General features: G+C 63.4%; 20 protein-coding genes and 1 riboswitch. Of the genes, 1 reads left to right on the forward strand and 19 read right to left on the reverse strand.

Annotated features, from left to right (window positions below; translation table 11 throughout):
- Positions 1 to 41 precede the first annotated feature (41 nt).
- The 12 genes from HBO05_RS13540 to cobO all read right to left on the reverse strand — a co-directional run bounded on the left by HBO05_RS13540 (position 42) and on the right by cobO (position 10,589).
- Positions 42 to 1,241: an MFS transporter gene (locus HBO05_RS13540; protein ID WP_172312966.1), complete on the reverse strand. Its 1,200-nt coding sequence runs from the start codon at positions 1,239 to 1,241 to the stop codon at positions 42 to 44.
- A 61-nt stretch (positions 1,242 to 1,302) separates the two neighbouring features.
- On the reverse strand, positions 1,303 to 1,707 hold the full coding sequence (locus HBO05_RS13545) for a MarR family transcriptional regulator (RefSeq protein WP_169955253.1): 405 nt from the start codon (positions 1,705 to 1,707) through the stop codon (positions 1,303 to 1,305).
- 42 nt (positions 1,708 to 1,749) lie between these two features.
- Positions 1,750 to 2,478, reverse strand: coding sequence for an adenosylcobinamide-GDP ribazoletransferase (locus HBO05_RS13550; protein ID WP_172312875.1), 729 nt, complete (start codon positions 2,476 to 2,478; stop codon positions 1,750 to 1,752).
- Positions 2,479 to 3,054, reverse strand: a complete 576-nt coding sequence (cobC, locus tag HBO05_RS13555) for an alpha-ribazole phosphatase family protein (RefSeq protein ID WP_170056950.1) — start codon at positions 3,052 to 3,054, stop codon at positions 2,479 to 2,481.
- Positions 3,051 to 4,106, reverse strand: coding sequence for a nicotinate-nucleotide--dimethylbenzimidazole phosphoribosyltransferase (cobT, locus tag HBO05_RS13560; protein ID WP_172312877.1), 1,056 nt, complete (start codon positions 4,104 to 4,106; stop codon positions 3,051 to 3,053). Before cobT ends, cobC begins: the two co-directional genes overlap by 4 nt.
- Positions 4,103 to 4,624, reverse strand: coding sequence for a bifunctional adenosylcobinamide kinase/adenosylcobinamide-phosphate guanylyltransferase (gene cobU / locus HBO05_RS13565; protein WP_170056948.1), 522 nt, complete (start codon positions 4,622 to 4,624; stop codon positions 4,103 to 4,105). The genes cobT and cobU overlap by 4 nt, the downstream gene beginning before the upstream one ends.
- 10 nt (positions 4,625 to 4,634) lie before the next feature.
- A complete protein-coding gene (locus HBO05_RS13570) occupies positions 4,635 to 6,086 on the reverse strand; it encodes a cobyric acid synthase (protein ID WP_169955248.1) in 1,452 nt (483 codons plus the stop codon).
- Positions 6,083 to 7,072: a threonine-phosphate decarboxylase CobD gene (gene cobD / locus HBO05_RS13575; RefSeq protein WP_172312879.1), complete on the reverse strand. Its 990-nt coding sequence runs from the start codon at positions 7,070 to 7,072 to the stop codon at positions 6,083 to 6,085. The genes HBO05_RS13570 and cobD overlap by 4 nt, the downstream gene beginning before the upstream one ends.
- A complete protein-coding gene (gene cbiB / locus HBO05_RS13580) occupies positions 7,065 to 7,973 on the reverse strand; it encodes an adenosylcobinamide-phosphate synthase CbiB (protein ID WP_172312881.1) in 909 nt (302 codons plus the stop codon). Before cbiB ends, cobD begins: the two co-directional genes overlap by 8 nt.
- Complete coding sequence (gene bluB, locus HBO05_RS13585; RefSeq protein WP_169955245.1) at positions 7,970 to 8,620, reverse strand: 5,6-dimethylbenzimidazole synthase; 651 nt, start codon at positions 8,618 to 8,620, stop codon at positions 7,970 to 7,972. The genes cbiB and bluB overlap by 4 nt, the downstream gene beginning before the upstream one ends.
- Positions 8,617 to 9,981: a cobyrinate a,c-diamide synthase gene (locus HBO05_RS13590; RefSeq protein WP_172312883.1), complete on the reverse strand. Its 1,365-nt coding sequence runs from the start codon at positions 9,979 to 9,981 to the stop codon at positions 8,617 to 8,619. Before HBO05_RS13590 ends, bluB begins: the two co-directional genes overlap by 4 nt.
- Positions 9,978 to 10,589, reverse strand: a complete 612-nt coding sequence (gene cobO, locus HBO05_RS13595) for a cob(I)yrinic acid a,c-diamide adenosyltransferase (RefSeq protein ID WP_169955243.1) — start codon at positions 10,587 to 10,589, stop codon at positions 9,978 to 9,980. Before cobO ends, HBO05_RS13590 begins: the two co-directional genes overlap by 4 nt.
- Before the next feature lie 79 nt (positions 10,590 to 10,668).
- Positions 10,669 to 10,917, reverse strand: a riboswitch (cobalamin riboswitch).
- A gap of 99 nt (positions 10,918 to 11,016) precedes the next feature.
- Here cobO and HBO05_RS13600 point away from each other — a divergent pair.
- The gene (locus HBO05_RS13600) at positions 11,017 to 12,330 is read left to right on the forward strand and encodes a sorbosone dehydrogenase family protein (protein WP_172312885.1); all 1,314 of its coding nucleotides are present in this window, start codon (positions 11,017 to 11,019) and stop codon (positions 12,328 to 12,330) included.
- Between the two features lie 66 nt (positions 12,331 to 12,396).
- On the opposite strand, the gene HBO05_RS13605 is transcribed toward HBO05_RS13600, so the two are convergent.
- The 7 genes from HBO05_RS13605 to HBO05_RS13635 form a co-directional block, all read right to left on the reverse strand.
- A complete protein-coding gene (locus HBO05_RS13605; RefSeq protein ID WP_172312887.1) occupies positions 12,397 to 13,200 on the reverse strand; it encodes a transglutaminase family protein in 804 nt (267 codons plus the stop codon).
- Positions 13,197 to 14,147 (reverse strand): alpha-E domain-containing protein, encoded by a 951-nt coding sequence (locus HBO05_RS13610; protein ID WP_169955240.1) that lies wholly within the window; start codon positions 14,145 to 14,147, stop codon positions 13,197 to 13,199. The genes HBO05_RS13605 and HBO05_RS13610 overlap by 4 nt, the downstream gene beginning before the upstream one ends.
- 4 nt (positions 14,148 to 14,151) lie before the next feature.
- Positions 14,152 to 15,561 carry a circularly permuted type 2 ATP-grasp protein gene (locus HBO05_RS13615; RefSeq protein WP_172312889.1) on the reverse strand — a complete coding sequence of 470 codons (1,410 nt, stop codon included), beginning with the start codon at positions 15,559 to 15,561 and terminating at the stop codon, positions 14,152 to 14,154.
- A 461-nt stretch (positions 15,562 to 16,022) separates the two neighbouring features.
- Positions 16,023 to 16,364, reverse strand: coding sequence for a ribonuclease E inhibitor RraB (locus HBO05_RS13620; RefSeq protein WP_029299641.1), 342 nt, complete (start codon positions 16,362 to 16,364; stop codon positions 16,023 to 16,025).
- Positions 16,365 to 16,575: 211 nt separating this feature from the next.
- Positions 16,576 to 16,812: a hypothetical protein gene (locus HBO05_RS13625; protein ID WP_262377002.1), complete on the reverse strand. Its 237-nt coding sequence runs from the start codon at positions 16,810 to 16,812 to the stop codon at positions 16,576 to 16,578.
- Between the two features lie 103 nt (positions 16,813 to 16,915).
- Positions 16,916 to 17,524, reverse strand: a complete 609-nt coding sequence (locus HBO05_RS13630; protein WP_169955236.1) for an START domain-containing protein — start codon at positions 17,522 to 17,524, stop codon at positions 16,916 to 16,918.
- Positions 17,525 to 17,565: 41 nt separating this feature from the next.
- Positions 17,566 to 17,820: a YkgJ family cysteine cluster protein gene (locus HBO05_RS13635; RefSeq protein WP_076961156.1), complete on the reverse strand. Its 255-nt coding sequence runs from the start codon at positions 17,818 to 17,820 to the stop codon at positions 17,566 to 17,568.
- Positions 17,821 to 17,931 lie beyond the last annotated feature (111 nt).

Genomic DNA, 17,931 nt, shown 5'->3' on the forward strand with positions numbered 1-17,931 from the left:
CGTCAGCAGGCCGGCTGCGCCAACCCAGTACCCGATCGAGTTCATGCAACCCCCATCTGCGCTTGCAACCTGGCCACAGGTCGCTCACGCACAGGCCAGTTAAGGGCGGCCGCGACCAGGCTCAAGACGATCGCCACCTGCCAGATCAAATCGTAGCTACCGGTTCGATCATAGACCACGCCCCCCAGCCAGCCGCCGAGGAACGAGCCCAACTGATGGAACAGGAACACGATCCCACCCAGCATCGACAGGTTTCTTACGCCAAACAAGGTCGCCACGGTGCCATTGGTCAGCGGCACGGTCGACAGCCACAAAAAGCCCATGGCCATGCCGAACAGGTAGGCACTCATTTGCGTCACCGGCGCCCACAGGAACAACACGATCACCACCGCCCGCAGCAGGTACAACGCGGTAAGCAAACGTGGCTTGGACATCCGCCCGCCGAGCCAGCCTGCGGTGTAGGTGCCGAAGATGTTGAACAGGCCGATCAGCGCCAGCACCGTGTTGCCGACGGTCGCCGGCAGATGCTGGTCCACCAGGTAGGCCGGCAAGTGCACACCGATAAACACCACCTGGAATCCGCAGACAAAAAAGCCAAAGGCCAGCAACCAGAACCCGGAATGGGAACAGGCTTCGTGCAGGGCCTCGCGCAGGGTTTGCTGGCCTGCCACCACCGGCAGCGGGCGGTCCTTGATCATTGTCACCAGCGGCACGATCAGCGCCACCAGCAGGCCCAGCACCAGCAAGGCGGCGGACCAGCCCAGCCAGCCAATCAGGCCCAGGGTGCCCGGCAACATGGCGAACTGGCCAAAAGACCCGGCGGCGCTGGCAATGCCCATGGCCATGCTGCGTTTTTCCGGGGCCACGGCACGCCCGACCACGCCGAGGATCACCGAGAACGAGGTACCGGACAGGCCGATCCCGATCAACAAGCCGGCACTCAACGACAGCGACCACGCCGAATCGGACAAGCCCATGAACACCAGGCCCAAGGCATACAGCACGCCACCGATCATCACGACTTTGGCCGCGCCAAAGCGGTCGGCCAGGGCCCCGGTAAACGGCTGCGCCAGGCCCCAGATCAGGTTCTGCAGGGCGATGGCAAAGGCAAAGGTTTCACGGCCCCAGCCGAACTCGGCGCTCATGGGCGCCAGGAACAGGCCAAAGCCATGTCGCACGCCCAGGGAAAGGGCCAGGATCAGCGCACTCCCGACAAGAATCCAGCCACTGGTACGCCACATCGAGGTCATTATTATTCTCCGCTACGGGTATATACCCGCTTGTATTCGAACAAGCCCGCTTTTAAGCGAGTTCATCCAGCAAGGCCAACAGGGTTTCGCGTTTTTGCACGCCTAACTTATCAATCAGTTTCTGCTGCGCCGCTTCCCAGGCCGGCAACGCGGCCGCCAGGCGCTGTTTGCCTTCCTCCGTGAGCACGACCAAACGGTTGCGCAGGTCATCGCCCTCCACCAACCGCACCAGGCCTTCACCCTCCAACACCCGCAGGTTACGCCCCAGGGTGCTGCGATCCAGGCCCATGGCATCGGCCAGGGTAGAAATACTCGGCTGGTTCAGGCGCTGCAGGTTACACAGCAAGGAATACTGGGCGACGTTGATCCCGAAGCCATCGAGGGCGCCGTCATAGTGCCTGCTGACGCCACGGGCGGCACGACGCAGGTTGGTGCATAAACATTGGGAGGCAAGCATGGAACGTGTATATACCCGCGATTAAGGAAATGCAAGAAAGTGTTACAGAGCCAGACCGATCAACACCGCTACCTCAAGCAGCTCCAGCAAGGCGCCGGCCGTATCACCGGTGGTGCCGCCCAGCCGATTGATCATCAGTTGCCGCAAGCCCACAAAGCAGATGGCCGCCAGCAACACCGCAATCCCGCCACTGAAACCGCCGATCAACACACACGCCAGGCCGCTGAGGATCAATACCTGCTGCCCGACAATCCGTGGCAAGTGGTCAGCCAGCGCCTGGCCCAGGCCCCCGGCGCGCACATAGCGGGTGGTGAGAAACAGTGCCAGCAGCGAGCTGCGCCCGATCAACGGCGCGAGGATCAACGCGGCGCCATTGTGTTGCTCGATCAGCGCCACCAGCGCGCTGAATTTGAGCAGCAGCACCAAGCCCAGGGTCACCACCGCAATCGGGCCGCTGCGCGGGTCTTTCATGATGCTCAAGGTGCGTTCGCGGTCGCCAAAACCGCCCAGCCAGGCGTCAGCGCTGTCCGCCAGGCCATCCAGGTGCAGGCCGCCACTGAGCAACACCCAGGCCGTCAGCAGCAGGGCCGCATGCAACAGCAAAGGCGCGCCCATCAACAGCGTGTTCAAGCCCCACAGCAGCAGCCCGAACAACAGCCCGACCAGCGGATAAAACAGCAGCGAGCGCCCCAGCTCCTGGGGTTGCGGCATGCCCGGCAGGCGGATCGGCAAGCTGCTGAGAAACTGCAAGGCAATCCAGAACGGCAACATTCAGGCGCCCTCGCTCAACATGCCATCGGCTTCGACCCGCAGGCTAAACAGGCCGCCGTGGCCGACCTCGACATTCAGCAACTGTTCACGGGGCAAACCACGGGCCTGGGCCAGCAGTAAACGCATGACGCCACCATGGCTGACCAGCAGCACCCGTTGTCCGGCATACAGCTGATGCAGACGTAGGACGGCGCCGCGCACGCGCTGGGAAAACGCCTCGACAGGCTCGCCATCCGGCGGCGTAAAGCTATAGGGATCCGCCCAGAACAGGCCCAGCGCCTCGGCGTCGGTCGCCATCAACTGCGCCGCGCTCTGCCCTTCCCAAGCGCCGAAATGCAGCTCCTGTAGATCCTGTTCCAGGCTCACCGGCAGGTTCAGGCGTGCGCCCAACTCTTCAGCGAAACGCGCGCAGCGCTGCAGCGGCGAGCTGACCAGTCGATCCCACGGCCCGCGCGCCAGCACCGCCTCGCGCATCTGCGCCCAACCCTTGGCGGTCAGCGCATCATCCAGGCTGCCGCGCAAACCGCCGCCCAGTTCGGTTTCACCATGGCGCAGCAGGTCCAGGTGCAAGGTCATGCCTGGCGATCCGCCACGGCGGCTTCTGCGAACGTCGCCATCTGCCCGTGCAACGCACAGGCCAGGCGCAACAGGGGCACCGCCAGCGCCGCACCGCTGCCCTCGCCCAGGCGCAGGCCCAGTTCCAGTAGCGGCTGGGCTTCAAGGCTTTGCAACACATGGCGATGGCCCGGCTCGGCGCCCCGATGGCCGAACAACAGCCATGGCCGGCAAGACGGGTTCAGGCGCGTGGCGACCAGCGCCGCGACGGTGCAGATAAACCCGTCGACCAGCACTACCACCCCCGCCTGGGCGCAGGCCAGATAGGCCCCCACCAACCCCGCAATCTCCAGGCCACCGAGGTTGAACAGGGTCTGCAACGGGTCGCCCCGCTGCCCGGCATGCAACGCCAGGGCGCGCTCGATCACCGCCACTTTATGGCTGACGCCCTGGGCATTCAGGCCGGTGCCGGGGCCGGTCAGGTCGCTGACCTGGCAATCGAGCAAGGCGCAGGCCAGTGCACTGGCGGCAGTGGTGTTGCCGATGCCCATCTCGCCGCCAATAAACAGCTGCGCACCCGCGTTGATCGCCCGCTGCACGCTGTCACGCCCCGCCGCCAGGGCCAACTGACCCTGGGCCTCGGTCATGGCCGCGCCCAGCACAAAATTGGCCGTGCCCGGGGCGATATTCAGGTGGCGCACGCCCGGCAGGTCGAGCGATGGCGTCACGGTGCCCAGGTCCACCACTTCCAGCTGTGCATCCAGTTGCCGGGCCAGCACGCTGATCGCCGCACCGCCGCTGACAAAGTTGTGCAGCATCTGCCCGGTGACTTCCTGGGGATAGGCCGAGACGCCTTCGGCGACCACACCGTGATCGCCAGCAAAGATCGCGATCCATACCTGCTCGACCGTTGGCTTGACCCGGCCTTGCAACCCGGCCAGTTGCACTGCCAGCGCCTCCAGTTGCCCCAGCGACCCGGCGGGCTTGGTCAGTTGCTGCTGGCGGGCCAGGGCTTGTTCATAGGCCGTGGCGTCCAGCGCCTTGCAGGGTTGCAGCCACCAGGATTGGCTCATAACGCAGTACCTTTCAAAGTCAGGGGCAGGCCCGCAACGGTCAGCACTACACGCTGACAACGCTCGGCCAAGGCTTGATGCAGCCAACCGGCTTCATCCACATAGCGGCGAGTCAATTCGCCCAGCGGCACGACACCCAGACCGGTCTCGTTGCTGACAAAAATGATTTCCCCCGGCAGCGACGCCAGGCAGTCCAGCAGGGATTCACGCTCGACGCCCAGGCGCTGTGGGTCGTCCAGCAGCAACAGGTTGGTGAGCCACAGGGTCAGGCAATCGACCAGCAGGCAACGGCCCGGGGCAGCGTTTTCACGCAGCACCCGCGCCAATTCCAGCGGTTCCTCGATCAGCCCCCAATGGCTGGGACGACGCTGGCGATGCAGGGCCACGCGCGCGTTCATTTCACCGTCCAGGGGCTGGCTGGTAGCGATATAGGTGACGGGCATGGCGCTGTCGCTGGCGAGTTGTTCGGCCAGGCGGCTTTTACCGGAGCGGGCGCCGCCGAGGATCAGTTGCAACATGGTCAAGCCCTCAAATGCCACATAACTGGCGCAGCAACCGAGTGTCCAGATGCTGCTCCACCAAATCCGCCAGGCGCTCGATATCGCGCTCGCGCAGGCCGTGGTAATCGACTTCCTGCACATCCTGCAAACCGGCCCAGCGCAGCAAGGCGCTGCATGCGGCGGGCGTCTCGAACAGACCGTGCAGATAAGTGCCAAGGATCTGCCCATCATCGCTACAAGCACCGTCGCTGCGGCCATCATCCAGGCGCACCGCCGCCTGCTCCAGGGCAGGCCCTCGGGTCACGCCCGCATGGATCTCATAACCACTGACCGGCGCCTCTTCCAGCACCAGCCGGCCGCGCACATTGCGCAATTGTTTCTCGGCTTCCAGGGTGGTGCTGAACGCCAGCAGGCCCAGGCCAGCGCTGGAACCCGCCGCGCCTTCCAGGCCCAGCGGATCGTGGACCTGCTCACCCAGCATTTGCAGGCCACCGCAGATGCCCAGGACTTTGCCGCCATAGCGCAAGTGCCGGGCAATCGCGCGGTCCCAGCCATTGGCGCGCAGATAGGCCAGGTCGCTGCGCACGCTTTTCGAGCCGGGCAGGATGATCAGGTCGGCGGCGGGGATTGCCTGGCCCGGCCCGACAAACTGCAGATCCACCTGGGGATGCAGGCGCAACGGGTCGAAGTCGGTGTGGTTGCTGATGCGCGGCAATACCGGCACCACCACCTTGAGCACCTGCGCCGCCTTGTCGATCTGGCGCTGGTCGATGCCATCCTCGGCTTCCAGGTGCAGGTCCATCACGTACGGCAGCACGCCCACCACCGGTTTGCCGGTGCGTGCCTCAAGCCAGTCGAGGCCCGGTTGCAGCAGGGCGATATCGCCACGGAAGCGGTTGATGATAAAGCCCTTGACCCGCGCCTGCTCCGACGGCGACAGCAACTCCAGCGTGCCCACCAGATGAGCAAACACCCCGCCGCGATTGATGTCGGCGATCAGCAGCACCGGGCAATCCACCGCTTCAGCAAACCCCATATTGGCAATGTCGTTGGCCCGCAGGTTGATCTCGGCTGGCGAGCCAGCGCCTTCGACCATCACCACCGGGTACGCCGCGCTCAGGCGCGCATGGGAGGCTAGTACCGCCTGCATGGCGATGGCTTTGTAATCGTGATAGGCCACTGCATTCATGCTGGTCACGGCATGGCCATGGATGATCACCTGGGAGCCGGTGTCACTATTGGGCTTGAGCAGCACCGGGTTCATGTCGGTGTGCGGCGCCAGGTTGGCGGCCTGGGCCTGCACGGCCTGGGCGCGGCCGATCTCGCCCCCTTCTGCCGTGACCGCACTGTTGAGCGCCATGTTCTGCGGCTTGAAGGGCACCACCGGCACGCCCTGGCGCACGACCCAGCGGCACAGCGCGGTCACCAGGGTGCTTTTGCCCGCGTCGGAGGTGGTGCCTTGCACCATCAGCGTGGTCATGAAGTTTGCTTCCAGGCAGTCAGGGCGTGTTCGAGGCGCAGCCAATCGGCGTCAGTCCCGGGCAGGCCAAAACGCAGGCTGCTGTCGTGGACAAACAGGCGCAGCAGGATGCCGCGCTGGGCCATGAACTCATGTAGCAGCTCGGCGCGGTCGGTGATCAGCCACTGGAACAGCGCGCAGCCGCCTTGTGGGCGCAGGCCATACTGCTCCAGCAGGCGAAGCAGGCGCTGGCTGGCGTCTTCGCAGCGCTGGCGCTGGTAGGTGTGGCCGGTACTGTCGCGCAGGCACACCTGGCCCAACTCCCGCGTCGGCCCGCTCACCGCCCACGGGCCGACCTGCTCGGCCAGCAGCTTGAGCAGCTTGCGCTCGGCCAATACAAAGCCCAGGCGCACCCCGGCCAGGCCGAAAAACTTGCCGAACGAGCGCAACACAATCAACCCCACTTGATTGGCCTGGCTCGCCAGGCTCAAGTGCGGGGTGTTGTCCATAAAGGCTTCATCCACCACCAACCAACCACCGCGCTGGGCCAGGCGTGCATGCCAATCCAGCAGGCGCTGGGGCGTAAGGCTCAGGCCAGTGGGGTTGTTGGGATTGACCACCACCAGCACGTCGAGGCTATCGAGGAAGAAGTCGACTTCCTGCTCCAGCACCTCGCGCACGATGTAACCGGCGCGGCGCCAGGCTTGGGCATGCTCGGCGTAGCACGGCGACAACACGCCGACCTTGCCCGCCCGGCGCAGGCGCGGCAGCAGCTGGATCGCCGCCTGGGAACCCGGCACCGGCAGCACCTGGGCTGCGCCGTAGTAGTCGCAGGCGGCCTGCTCCAGGCCGTCATCGGTCTCTGGCAGGCGGGCCCAGGCCCGCAGCGGGATGGGCGGGATTGGCCAGGGCCAGGGCGCGAGGCCACTGGACAGGTCCAGCCAGTCTTCCTGGGCGATGCCGTACTGCAACGCCGCCTTGCGCAGCCGTCCACCGTGTTCAAGCATAGAATTGCGCCCCCGCACACAGGATCAACACCCACAGCCACACGCCGCGCTGCACCAGTTGCCAGCCACGCTCGATGGAATCGGCATCGGCCGGCGGCCCTTCGCCAAGGGTCGGACGCTGGTGCAACTCGCCGTGATAAATCGCCGCCCCGCCCAACTCGACACCCAGCGCGCCCGCGCCCGCAGCCATCACCGGCCCGGCATTCGGGCTGTCCCAGGTCGGGCCCTGGCGGCGCCAGCATGTGAGCGCCAGGCGGGTCTTGCCGAGCACGGCGTAGGTCAACGCAACCAAGCGTGCCGGAATGTAATTGAGCACATCGTCAATCTTCGCCGCCGCCCAGCCAAAGCGCTCAAAGCGTTCGTTGCGATAGCCCCACATGGCATCCAGGGTATTGCTCAGGCGGTACAGCACCACGCCCGGCACCCCGGCCACGACAAACCAGAACAGTGCGGCGAACACCGCATCGCTGCCGTTTTCCAGCACCGACTCGGTGGCGGCGCGCGCCACTTCGGTGCTGTCCAATTCGCTGGTCTGACGGCTGACCAGGTAACTGACACGCGTGCGCGCCTCGTCCAGGTTGCCGCTGCGCAGGGCCTGGGCCACCGGTAGCACGTGCTCACCCAGGCTGCGCATGCCCAGGGCCAGGTACAACGCGAGGATCTCGATCACCCAGCCGAAGTAAGGCGCCCAGGACAAGGCCGTGGCCAGCAAGGTCAGCGGTATCACCGTGATAAACCACGCGGTCACGCCATGGCTGCGCCAGCCGCGCCCCGCAGAGTTGAAACGCTGCTCGATGCGCCCGGCAAAATTGCCGAACGCCACCAGCGAATGCCAGCGCCTGGGCTCACCCAGCAGCGCATCCAGCGCCACTGCGGCGACGCTCAGCAAGGCCACACTCATTGACTCACTCCCCAATAATTCTCATACAGCATGTCACTCAGCGGACGCGGTTCGGTCCAGCCCTCAAGTTGCAACATCGGTGCCGGGTAGAACTCCGTCACCGGGCCCAGGCACAGCACGGCCAGCGGCTTGGCGCCGGGCGGCAGGCCGAGCAGGTCGGCCAGGTCCTGGGGTTCGAACAGCGACACCCAGCCCATGCCCAGGCCTTCGGCGCGGGAGGCCAGCCATAGATTCTGGATCGCGCAGGACAGCGACGCCAGGTCCATTTCCGGCAAGGTCCGGCGCCCGAAAATATGCCGCTCGCGATCATCCATCAACGCCGCCACCAGCACCTCGGCGCAGTCGTGGATGCCTTCGACCTTGAGCTTCATGAAATCGTCCGAACGCTCGCCCAGGGCTTGCGCGGTACGGATGCGTTCGGCTTCCACCAACTGCTGGATCTGCCCGCGCAGGTTGCGGTCGCTGATGCGGATAAAGCGCCAGGGCTGCATCAGGCCGACGCTGGGGGCCTGGTGCGCGGCCTGCAGCAGGCGCTGCAGCAGCTCGGGGGCGACGGTGCCGCCGCTGAAGTGGCGCATGTCGCGACGTTCGGCGATGGCGCGGTAGATCGCGTCGCGCTCGGCCTGGGGGTAGGCGTGGTCGGTCATGGCCCTATCGCGGGCAAGCCCGCTCCCACATTTGAACCGTGGTCGCCTGCCATAACGGCTTGCCGGTCTGGCGCAAACAACGCGGCCACCGCAGCCGGGTTCGACGGGAAGTAAAAGTGCACATAGGAGGCCGTCATCCGCCCCTGGCGATACACCGCCTCGGCGCCGCGCCCGCCGTTGGGGCTCAGGCCACGGGCAATCGGCTGCCACTGCGTGCTGGTCAGGGAATGATGATAGGTATGCCCGCGCAGCACGCCTTCCGGCAGCTCGACCGTTTGCAGGGCCAGGGCCGCCAGGCGTTTTTGCATGACCGCATCGCCTTGCAGCAGGCCCAGCAGTTCGGCGCGCGTGCCCTCGACATCGGTCAAGGAATCGAGCAGGTAGAGCATGCCCCCGCATTCAGCCAGCAACGGTTTGCCGGCAGCGTGATGGGCACGGATCGCCTGCAGCATCGCGCTATTTTGCGACAGCGCCTGATGATGCAGTTCCGGGTAGCCACCGGGCAGATAGAGGCTGTCGGCGTCGGGCAGCACGCGGTCATGGATCGGCGAGAAGAAGTGCAACTGCGCGCCCATCGCTCGCAGCAAATCCAGGCTGGCGCCGTAGGTGAAGGCAAAGGCTTCGTCACGGGCCACGGCAATCCGCACCCCGGCCAGCAACGGCTGGGCTTCGATCAGCTCGGGCGCGGCGAATTCCACCGGCGGTGGCAGCGCTACCTCGCAACTGCTGGCCAGGGCGGCGGCGGCAGCATCCAGGCGCAGGTCCAGGTCATTCAGCTCGCTGGCCTGCACCAGGCCCAGGTGACGGCTGGGCAGCTCAATGCCGGTTTCCCGGGACAGTGCGCCGTACCAGCGCAGGCCTTCGGTCAAGCTGCCTTCGAGCAGTTGGGCGTGGCGCACGGTGCCGACACGGTTGGCCAGGACCCCGGCGAACGGCAGGTCTGCCTGGTAACGCGCCAGCCCCAGCGCCAGGGCGCCAAAGGTCTGGGCCATGGCGGTGCCATCGATCACTGCCAGTACCGGCACGCCAAAATGGCGCGCCAGGTCGGCGCTGGAAGGTGTGCCGTCGAACAGGCCCATCACGCCCTCGATCAGGATCAGGTCCGCCTCGCCCGCTGCTTCCCACAGCAGGCGGCGACTTTCCTGCTCGCCGACCATCCACATGTCCAATTGATAGACCGGCGCACCACTGGCGCGCTCATGGATCATCGGGTCGAGAAAGTCCGGGCCGCACTTGAACACCCGGACCTTGCGCCCCAGGTTGCGGTGCAAACGGGCCAGGGCGGCGGTGACGGTGGTCTTGCCCTGGCCTGACGCCGGCGCGGCGATCAGCACGGCAGGGCAATGGCGCGGCTGGTTCAAAGTTCGATGCCCTTCTGTGCCTTGATACCGGCCTGGAACGCATGCTTGAGCATGCCCATTTCGGTGACAGTGTCGGCCATTTCAATCAGTTCTGGCTTGGCGCCACGCCCAGTGACCAGCACATGCTGCATGGGTGGGCGAGCTTGCAGGTCGCCAAGCACCTGGTCGAGGTCGAGATAGCCGTGCTTGAGCGCGATATTCAGCTCATCCAGCACCACCAGGCCGATGGACGGGTCCTGCAACATTTCCCGGGAGACTTTCCAGGCCGCTTCGGCGGCGGCGATATCACGCTGGCGGTCCTGGGTCTCCCAGGTAAAGCCCTCGCCCATCACATGGAAACGCACCTGCTCGGGGAAGCGGCGGAAGAACAGCTCTTCCCCGGTGCTGTTGCGGCCCTTGATGAACTGCACCACGCCGCATTGCAGATCGTGGCCCATGGCCCGGGCGAGCATGCCAAAGGCCGAGCTGCTCTTGCCTTTGCCGTTGCCGGTCAATACCAGCAGCAAACCGCATTCGTTCGGTGAATTGGCAATGCGCTCGTCAATCACCGCTTTTTTGCGCAGCATGCGCGCCAGGTGGCGTTCGTCACGATCGGGGGAATCAGTCATGGCAGCTCTCCGTTGGGGCTGGACAAAAACGGCGGGCAGGAAAAGACCACTTAAATGAAGCCAAGCATCGCCCACCGTGATGCTGTTGGATGGATCAGGCCGGTCTCCGGGCTCATGAGTGGCGCCCTGTTGAGCAGGGCGAGCCGACGATGCGCCTTCCCATATCGCAGGCGATACAGTGGCAAAAGCAGCGTCTTGACTCATTTACCGTTGCGGGGGCAGCGCCGGGATCGTGGCCGCACTGTAGAAAAGTGCGCGCACTCACCGGCTTCCCTGTTTCACTCGGTCGACGGGTACGTCACAGAGCACCTGAAACAAGCGGCGAAGGTTAGTGGGTTGGGGGTACAGCGTCAATTAAAGCCGGCCATGCACTTGAACCATCGCCGCGCACCGTACCTCTATGACTACAGGCATTGAGGAGAAAAACATGCACAAGACCCGACTCGCCGTACTGATCATGGCCGCAGGCGCACTCGCCGCCTGCGGCGAAAGCTCAACCTTGCAGGTCTCCGACGGCACGGGGCCATCGCCCAAGCTGCCGGAACCGAACAAAACCCTGATCCCCACCGTCAACATCGCCCCGGCCATTGGCTGGCCCGATGGCGCCAAGCCGAGCGCGGCTGCGGGCACCCAGGTCGGCGCCTTCGCCGAAGGCCTGGACCACCCGCGCTGGTTGTATGTATTGCCCAACGGCGACGTGCTGGTGGCCGAGACCAACGCGCCGCCCAAGCCGGATGACTCCAAGGGCATTCGCGGCTGGGTCATGGAAAAGGTCATGGGCCGTGCCGGGGCCGGCGTACCCAGCCCGAACCGCATCACCCTGCTGCGCGATGCCGACCATGACGGCGTGGCAGAAACCCGCACGGTGTTCCTGGAAAACCTCAACTCGCCGTTTGGCATGACCCTGGTGGGCAACGACCTGTACGTGGCCGACTCGGACAAGCTGCTGCGCTTTCCCTATCAACCGGGGGAAACCGCGATCAAGGCCCAGGGCACCAAGGTCATCGACCTGCCGGGCGGCCCGCTCAACCACCACTGGACGAAAAACGTGGTGGCCAGCAAGGACGGCAGCAAGTTGTATGTGAGCGTGGGTTCCAACAGCAACGTCGGTGAAAACGGCCTGGAAGCCGAACAGGGCCGCGCGGCGATCTGGGAAGTCGACCGGGCCAGCGCCAAGCAGCGGATTTTTGCTTCCGGGCTGCGCAACCCCAATGGCATGGCGTGGGAGCCACAAAGCGGCAAGCTATGGACGGCGGTCAACGAGCGCGATGAAATCGGCAGCGACCTGGTGCCGGACTACATCACCTCGGTCCAGGACGGTGGCTTTTACGGCTGGCCGTTCAGCTACTACGGCCAACATGTGGATGTACGGGTCACGCCGCAGGATCCGGACCTGGTGGCCAAGGCCATTGCCCCGGACTATGCCGTCGGGCCACACACCGCATCGTTGGGCCTGACCTTTGCTGAAGGCAACACGCTGCCGGCACAATTTGCCCATGGCGCGTTTATTGGCCAGCACGGCTCGTGGAATCGCAAGCCGCACAGTGGTTACAAGGTAATCTTTGTGCCATTTGCGGGGGGCAAGCCCAACGGCGCACCGGTGGATGTGCTGACCGGGTTCCTCAACAGTGATGAGAAAGCCATGGGCCGGCCGGTGGGCGTGGTGATCGACCAGCAAGGCGGCTTGTTGGTAGCCGATGATGTGGGGAATAAGGTGTGGCGGGTGTCAGCCGCTAAATAGCACCTGATGCCGGTTTGCCGACGATGAGGATCATTCTGGGCTCATCGCCGGCAAGGGGGTGCGGGGTTATTGCTGCTGCACCAGGATTACCGGGCTCGGCGCCACAAATACCCTGGCATGCATCTGCTCGTGCCCGCCGCCACGGCGCATGCCGCGAACCGGGCAGGCGTCGAGGTAATCCAGGCCCACCGCCAGTTTCAGATGCCGCTCCGGGCGAGCCAGTTGGTTGGTCACATCGAAGCTGTACCAGGCGTCATCCATCCAGGCTTCGGCCCAGGCATGGCTGGCCAGGTGCTCGCTGTCCTCGCTATACAAATACCCCGACACATACCGCGTGGCGATCCCCAGGCTGCGCGCGCAGGCCAGGAATGCATGGGCGTGATCCTGGCAAACCCCGGCACGCCCGGCGAACGCCTCGGCCGCACAGGTTTCCACTTGCGTGGCCCCCGGCACGTAGGCGATATGCTGGTTGAGGGCGTGCATCAGATCGATCAAGGCATTGCGATCCCGGCGTTTACCGCAGTGCTGCTGGGCAAAGGCGCGCAGGGCCTCGTCCGGCTCAGTCAGGCGCGTGCAACGCTGGAAAGGAAATGGCGACTGGCTGTCGTGCTCGGCCTCGCGCCACTCGTCAATGTCCACTTGGCCTCGGGCGCCGATGACGATCGATTCGTGGGGCTCATCCAGGGTCAGCACATGCAGGATATTGCCGAATGGGTCCAACTGGGCCCGCACCGGACGCGGCAGATCCAGCTGCCAACTGAGCACATGCTGACGCTCGCTGTCGTGAGGGGTCAGGCGCAGGTATTGGATGCTGGCACGCACCTGGTCTTCATAGCGGTAGGTAGTTTCGTGGCTGATGGAAAGTCTCATGCCGCCTCCAGGTAGGAATGATGAATAGCGTTACCCAACTGGCGTACCAGCGGGATGAAGTCGGTCAGCCAGGCGTGCAGGCCTTCTTCAAGGATTTCGTCAATGGCGGTAAAGCGCAGGCGCGCGTCCATTTCGGCGGCCAGGCGCTGGGCCGGGCGGCCGTTGATGCCAGGCAGACTGGCGAGGATCTGGTCGATTTCTTCGCTGCACGCGCGCAGGGAACGCGGCACATCGGCACGCAGCAGCAACAGTTCGGCCACCTGCCGGGCGCCGGGGGCATCACGATAGATCTCGGTGTAGGCCTCGAAGGACGACAAGGCCCGCAATAGCGCACTCCATTGGTAATAGGCGTGGGCGGTGCCATCAATCACCACGTCGGCCTGGTCGCCGGCCATCTCGTAGCGGGCGTCCAACAGGCGCAGGGTGTTGTCGGCCCTTTCGATAAAGGTACCCAGGCGAATAAAGCGAAAAGCGTCGTTGCGCATGATGGTGCCGTAGGTGGCGCCACGAAACAGGTGGGAACGTTCCTTGACCCATTCGCAGAAACGGCTCATGCCATAGCGGCTCAGGCCCTCCTGGGCGATGACGCGAATATCCAGCCAGGTGGCGTTGATGTTTTCCCACATGTCCGCAGTAATTCGCCCACGCACGGCATGGGCACTGGCGCGGGCGGCGCCCAGGCAACTGTAGATGCTCGCCGGGTTGGCGGCATCCAGGGCAAAGAAGTGCAACAAACGCTCGGCATGCAACTCGCCGTGACGCGCGTGATAGTCGTCCAGGGTGCCGGTGATCAGCAGGGGCATGGCCAGTTCGTGCAGGCCATCGCCGCGCCCATCCTGGGGCATCAGCGACAGCGAATAACTGACATCCAGCATGCGCGCGAGGTTTTCCGCGCGCTCCAGGTAGCGCGACATCCAATATAAATCCGAGGCAGTTCTGCTCAGCATGGTTTCATTCCTCGACCACCCAGGTGTCTTTAGTGCCGCCACCCTGGGATGAGTTGACCACCAACGAACCCTCCCGCAGCGCCACACGGGTCAGCCCGCCGGGCACCACACGGGTTTCCTTGCCGGACAGGACGAACGGCCGCAGGTCGATATGCCGAGGCGCTATACCGTTTTCGACAAAGGTCGGGCACGTCGACAGACACAGGGTCGGCTGGGCGATGTAGGCATGGGGCTTGGCCTTGATCCGCGCACGAAAGGCTTCGATCTCAGCAGCCGTGGCAGCCGGGCCGACCAACATGCCGTAGCCACCGGAGCCTTGGGTCTCCTTGACCACCAGCTGCGGTAGATTCGTCAGCACGTGAGACAGTTCGTCAGGCTTACGGCACTGGAACGTCGGAACATTCTTCAGGATCGGCTCTTCATCCAAGTAAAAACGGATCATGTCGGTGACGAAGGGATACACCGACTTGTCATCCGCCACCCCGGTGCCAATGGCATTGGCCAGCACCACATTGCCCGAGCGGTAGGCGGCCAGCAGGCCGGGCACACCAAGCATCGATTCCGGGTTGAAGGCCAGCGGGTCGAGGTAGGCATCGTCGAGGCGCCGGTAGATCACGTCCACAGCCTTGGGCCCGTCGGTGGTGCGCATGAATACGCGGTCATCGCGCACAAACAGGTCAGCGCCTTCTACCAACTCCACACCCATTTCCCGGGCGAGGAACGCATGCTCGAAGAACGCGCTGTTGAAGCGCCCCGGCGTCAGCACCACCACGCTGGGGTTATCCAGTGGGCTGGAGCTTTTCAGGGTATCGAGCAGCAAGTTGGGGTAATGATCGATCGGCGCGATGCGCTGGGCGGCGAACAGTTCGGGGAACAGGCGCATCATCATCTTGCGGTCTTCGAGCATATAGCTCACGCCGCTGGGGGTGCGCAGGTTGTCTTCCAGCACGTAGTACGTGCCGTCGCCATCCCGTACGAGGTCGACACCCGAGACGTGGGAATAAACATCGCGGTGCAGGTCCAAGCCCTGCATCGCCAACTGGTATTGCTCATTGGCCAGCACTTGCTCGGCAGGAATGATCCCGGCCTTGATAATTCGTTGGTCGTGATAAAGGTCGGCAAGGAACAGGTTCAACGCCTTGACCCGCTGAATGCAGCCTCGTTCGACAATTCGCCATTCGCTGGCGGGAATGCTGCGCGGGATGGTATCGAAGGGGATCAGGCGCTCGGTGCCCTGCTCGTCGCCGTACAGGGTGAAGGTGATACCCGCGCGGTGGAACAGCAAATCGGCTTCACGCCGACGCTGGGCCAGCAGCTCGGCAGGGGTTTGATCCAGCCAGCGGGCAAACTCGCGATAGTGAGGGCGGACCTGGCCAGCCTCATCGTACATTTCATCGTAATAAGTGCGGATCATGCCGAACTCCTTGTCACCCGGACGCAACGGACTGTCGCAAGGCCCGTGCCAGCGGCATAAACACTTAAGTATCAATTAGTTGGATATAGCCAAAGGCAGCAACGCACCGTCCTGGTGCAACAACCGCCCGGGCCTTGCCACTCGCGCTTCAAAGCGACGCAGGCATTGCCTATCACCAGCATAGCCAGAGTTGATTTCACTGCCCGGGAAAGCTTGCGGATAATCACGCTCATCCGCTGAACAGGATTCGTCCTACAGCATCACCTCGTCACCGCCGGTAATTTGCTTGTGCAAGTACCGACCGGTTCCCCTTCTTTCCGGTCTTCCCTTTTAGCCACCCTGCTCGGGTGGCTTTTTTTTGTGGAGGAATTTTCGCAATAAGTTCCAAGTACTTTGCCGCGCCACAAACAAAATCGGCCGACCCGAGGGTCAGCCGATACGCTGCTTTATTGATCATGTGTCTACATGGGTAACCCACGAACCTCGTGCTTCACGCCCCATCCCTCGATAATCCCGCCCAAGGGCTCGACTACCGCCTCAAAGTCCTGCTCGAAATCACCAATACCGTCGTAGGTGGCGAACATGACTTTGCTCAATTCCAAGAACCAGGCACCGTCATCCCGTGCACTGACCTGGGCATTGATCGACTCCCCACGAAACCGACCCGCAGCCCGGCGCGCACGTTCCTCATCCGGGAAAATGGCGTAGAACTCAATGGGGTGGAAGCGCGAGAAGTCAAAGCCGCCCTCTTTCATGCGGCGTAACACGTGGGTGCTGATGTCTTCTTGATAGGCTGTGCTCATGAAACGTCCTCCTAAACCGATGGATAGACTTTCCGTGCTTCCCAGAGCCTGCGCGCGAACGGCGCAGGTTGACGGCAATGACATCGCCGCAGGAAAACAAGCATGTAGCTGACAAGACCAGACCTTAGCGATTCATTCGCTGATCTCCCTTGCAGAGTAGCGCGAAGCTATCACCTCCACCAGCAGCGCTTTAAAGACGTACAGGGAATATTCAGGCGGCGGGAGAAATGTCGAGGATCTGGATACTGTTCTGGTCCTTCAAGCTCTTGACCGTCGGTTCGGCGATCCGGCCATCCAGGTCATTGAGGTCCAGCTTGGCGGGGATGGGCAGCAATTTGGCGCGAATCATCTGCGCCGCATCTTCGAGGCTGGGCTTTTGCGCACAGGCAAACAGCTCTACCGATTGCACGCCGTGATCGTCAACGAAGGTAACTTGCCAGTTTTGCATCAGTGCCTCCTCGATAAAGCCCATGGATGGGCTTACACATATCTGGACCTTGAGGGCACGGTGATCGTTCCACTCAAGGCAGGAGGCATATGATCGGTTGGGCTTACGGCTTCTCGGCCGCTGCCTTGAGGGCTTTCAAGGTGTTGAAAGGCGCTTCAACCACAAACTTGTTGGCCAACCAGGAAGGCACGCTGCCACCTGGCTCGGTGTGAACCTGGTAGGTCACTTCGGTCTGGTCGGCGCCTTTGGGCACCAATTTCCAGAAGCCTTCGACCTGGGCCACGCGCACATAGCCTTTCTCTTCCGGCAGATAGGTCGGCACTTCCAGCAGCTTGCGGGTCACGCTGCCATCGGCGGCCTGGGTGGTGGTGATTTCCAGGATCGAGTCACGATCGGTCACCGGGAACGGGGCCTTGAACTGGGTGTAGGTCCAGCTCTTGTCACCTTCCTTCTTGAGCAGCTTCTGCGACTTGCATTCGTGAATCCACTTACAGGCGCCGACGACGTCGTCCTGTAGGGCCTGGATCTTGGCCAATGGCGCCTTGATCACGGTAACGCCGCGATACGCCTTGTATTTGGAGCCGGCCACTTCACTCAAGGCAACCTTGATACCTTCCTCATCCTTGGCGACCTGCCACTCTTCTGCCTGTGCAGTAGCTGCAAACAACACCGTAAAACCGCACAACACAGCCATTCGTTTCAGCGAACCCATTGTTGTATTCCTTATTGTTGAAGTTCTGACATTAAAGCCCACTAAGCCGCCGTCATCTGCTCCCACCAGCCGATCAACCTGATCGCTTCTTCCTGGCTACTACCACAGACCTCAAGATCCGCCGCAAAGGCACCGCACACCGCGGGCCGCTCAGGCTGGCCAAACAGTTGGCACAGCTGTTCGACCGACAGATGCAGGCAGCGTTCGCCCGCGGGTTTGCCATTGGGCATACCGGGCAGCGGCGAACTGATGGAAGGGGCGATACAGCAGGCGCCACAGCCTTCACGGCATTTCATGACCAGCAGGTCCTCGACGACAAAGTGTTGATGGCCGGGCTAGAGTACGCCCTAAAACATCCGTTTTAAAATGGTCTAACAGAGGTTTTTCAAAGAAAACAAAAGTGACCG

This window comes from Pseudomonas sp. WS 5079 (assembly GCF_012985465.1).
In the GTDB taxonomy this organism is placed as follows: domain Bacteria; phylum Pseudomonadota; class Gammaproteobacteria; order Pseudomonadales; family Pseudomonadaceae; genus Aquipseudomonas.

Bases quoted from the DNA above. Each gene is read 5' to 3' on its own strand.
- HBO05_RS13540 (WP_172312966.1), bottom strand. From the start codon at position 1,241: ATGTGGCGTACCAGTGGCTGGATTCTTGTCGGGAGTGCGCTGATCCTG.
- HBO05_RS13545 (WP_169955253.1), bottom strand. From the start codon at position 1,707: ATGCTTGCCTCCCAATGTTTATGCACCAACCTGCGTCGTGCCGCCCGT.
- HBO05_RS13550 (WP_172312875.1), bottom strand. From the start codon at position 2,478: ATGTTGCCGTTCTGGATTGCCTTGCAGTTTCTCAGCAGCTTGCCGATC.
- cobC (WP_170056950.1), bottom strand. From the start codon at position 3,054: ATGACCTTGCACCTGGACCTGCTGCGCCATGGTGAAACCGAACTGGGC.
- cobT (WP_172312877.1), bottom strand. From the start codon at position 4,106: ATGAGCCAATCCTGGTGGCTGCAACCCTGCAAGGCGCTGGACGCCACG.
- cobU (WP_170056948.1), bottom strand. From the start codon at position 4,624: ATGTTGCAACTGATCCTCGGCGGCGCCCGCTCCGGTAAAAGCCGCCTG.
- HBO05_RS13570 (WP_169955248.1), bottom strand. From the start codon at position 6,086: ATGACCACGCTGATGGTGCAAGGCACCACCTCCGACGCGGGCAAAAGC.
- cobD (WP_172312879.1), bottom strand. From the start codon at position 7,072: ATGCTTGAACACGGTGGACGGCTGCGCAAGGCGGCGTTGCAGTACGGC.
- cbiB (WP_172312881.1), bottom strand. From the start codon at position 7,973: ATGAGTGTGGCCTTGCTGAGCGTCGCCGCAGTGGCGCTGGATGCGCTG.
- bluB (WP_169955245.1), bottom strand. From the start codon at position 8,620: ATGACCGACCACGCCTACCCCCAGGCCGAGCGCGACGCGATCTACCGC.
- cobO (WP_169955243.1), bottom strand. From the start codon at position 10,589: ATGACTGATTCCCCCGATCGTGACGAACGCCACCTGGCGCGCATGCTG.
- HBO05_RS13600 (WP_172312885.1), top strand. From the start codon at position 11,017: ATGCACAAGACCCGACTCGCCGTACTGATCATGGCCGCAGGCGCACTC.
- HBO05_RS13605 (WP_172312887.1), bottom strand. From the start codon at position 13,200: ATGAGACTTTCCATCAGCCACGAAACTACCTACCGCTATGAAGACCAG.
- HBO05_RS13610 (WP_169955240.1), bottom strand. From the start codon at position 14,147: ATGCTGAGCAGAACTGCCTCGGATTTATATTGGATGTCGCGCTACCTG.
- HBO05_RS13615 (WP_172312889.1), bottom strand. From the start codon at position 15,561: ATGATCCGCACTTATTACGATGAAATGTACGATGAGGCTGGCCAGGTC.
- HBO05_RS13620 (WP_029299641.1), bottom strand. From the start codon at position 16,364: ATGAGCACAGCCTATCAAGAAGACATCAGCACCCACGTGTTACGCCGC.
- HBO05_RS13625 (WP_262377002.1), bottom strand. From the start codon at position 16,812: ATGCAAAACTGGCAAGTTACCTTCGTTGACGATCACGGCGTGCAATCG.
- HBO05_RS13630 (WP_169955236.1), bottom strand. From the start codon at position 17,524: ATGGGTTCGCTGAAACGAATGGCTGTGTTGTGCGGTTTTACGGTGTTG.
- HBO05_RS13635 (WP_076961156.1), bottom strand. From the start codon at position 17,820: ATGAAATGCCGTGAAGGCTGTGGCGCCTGCTGTATCGCCCCTTCCATC.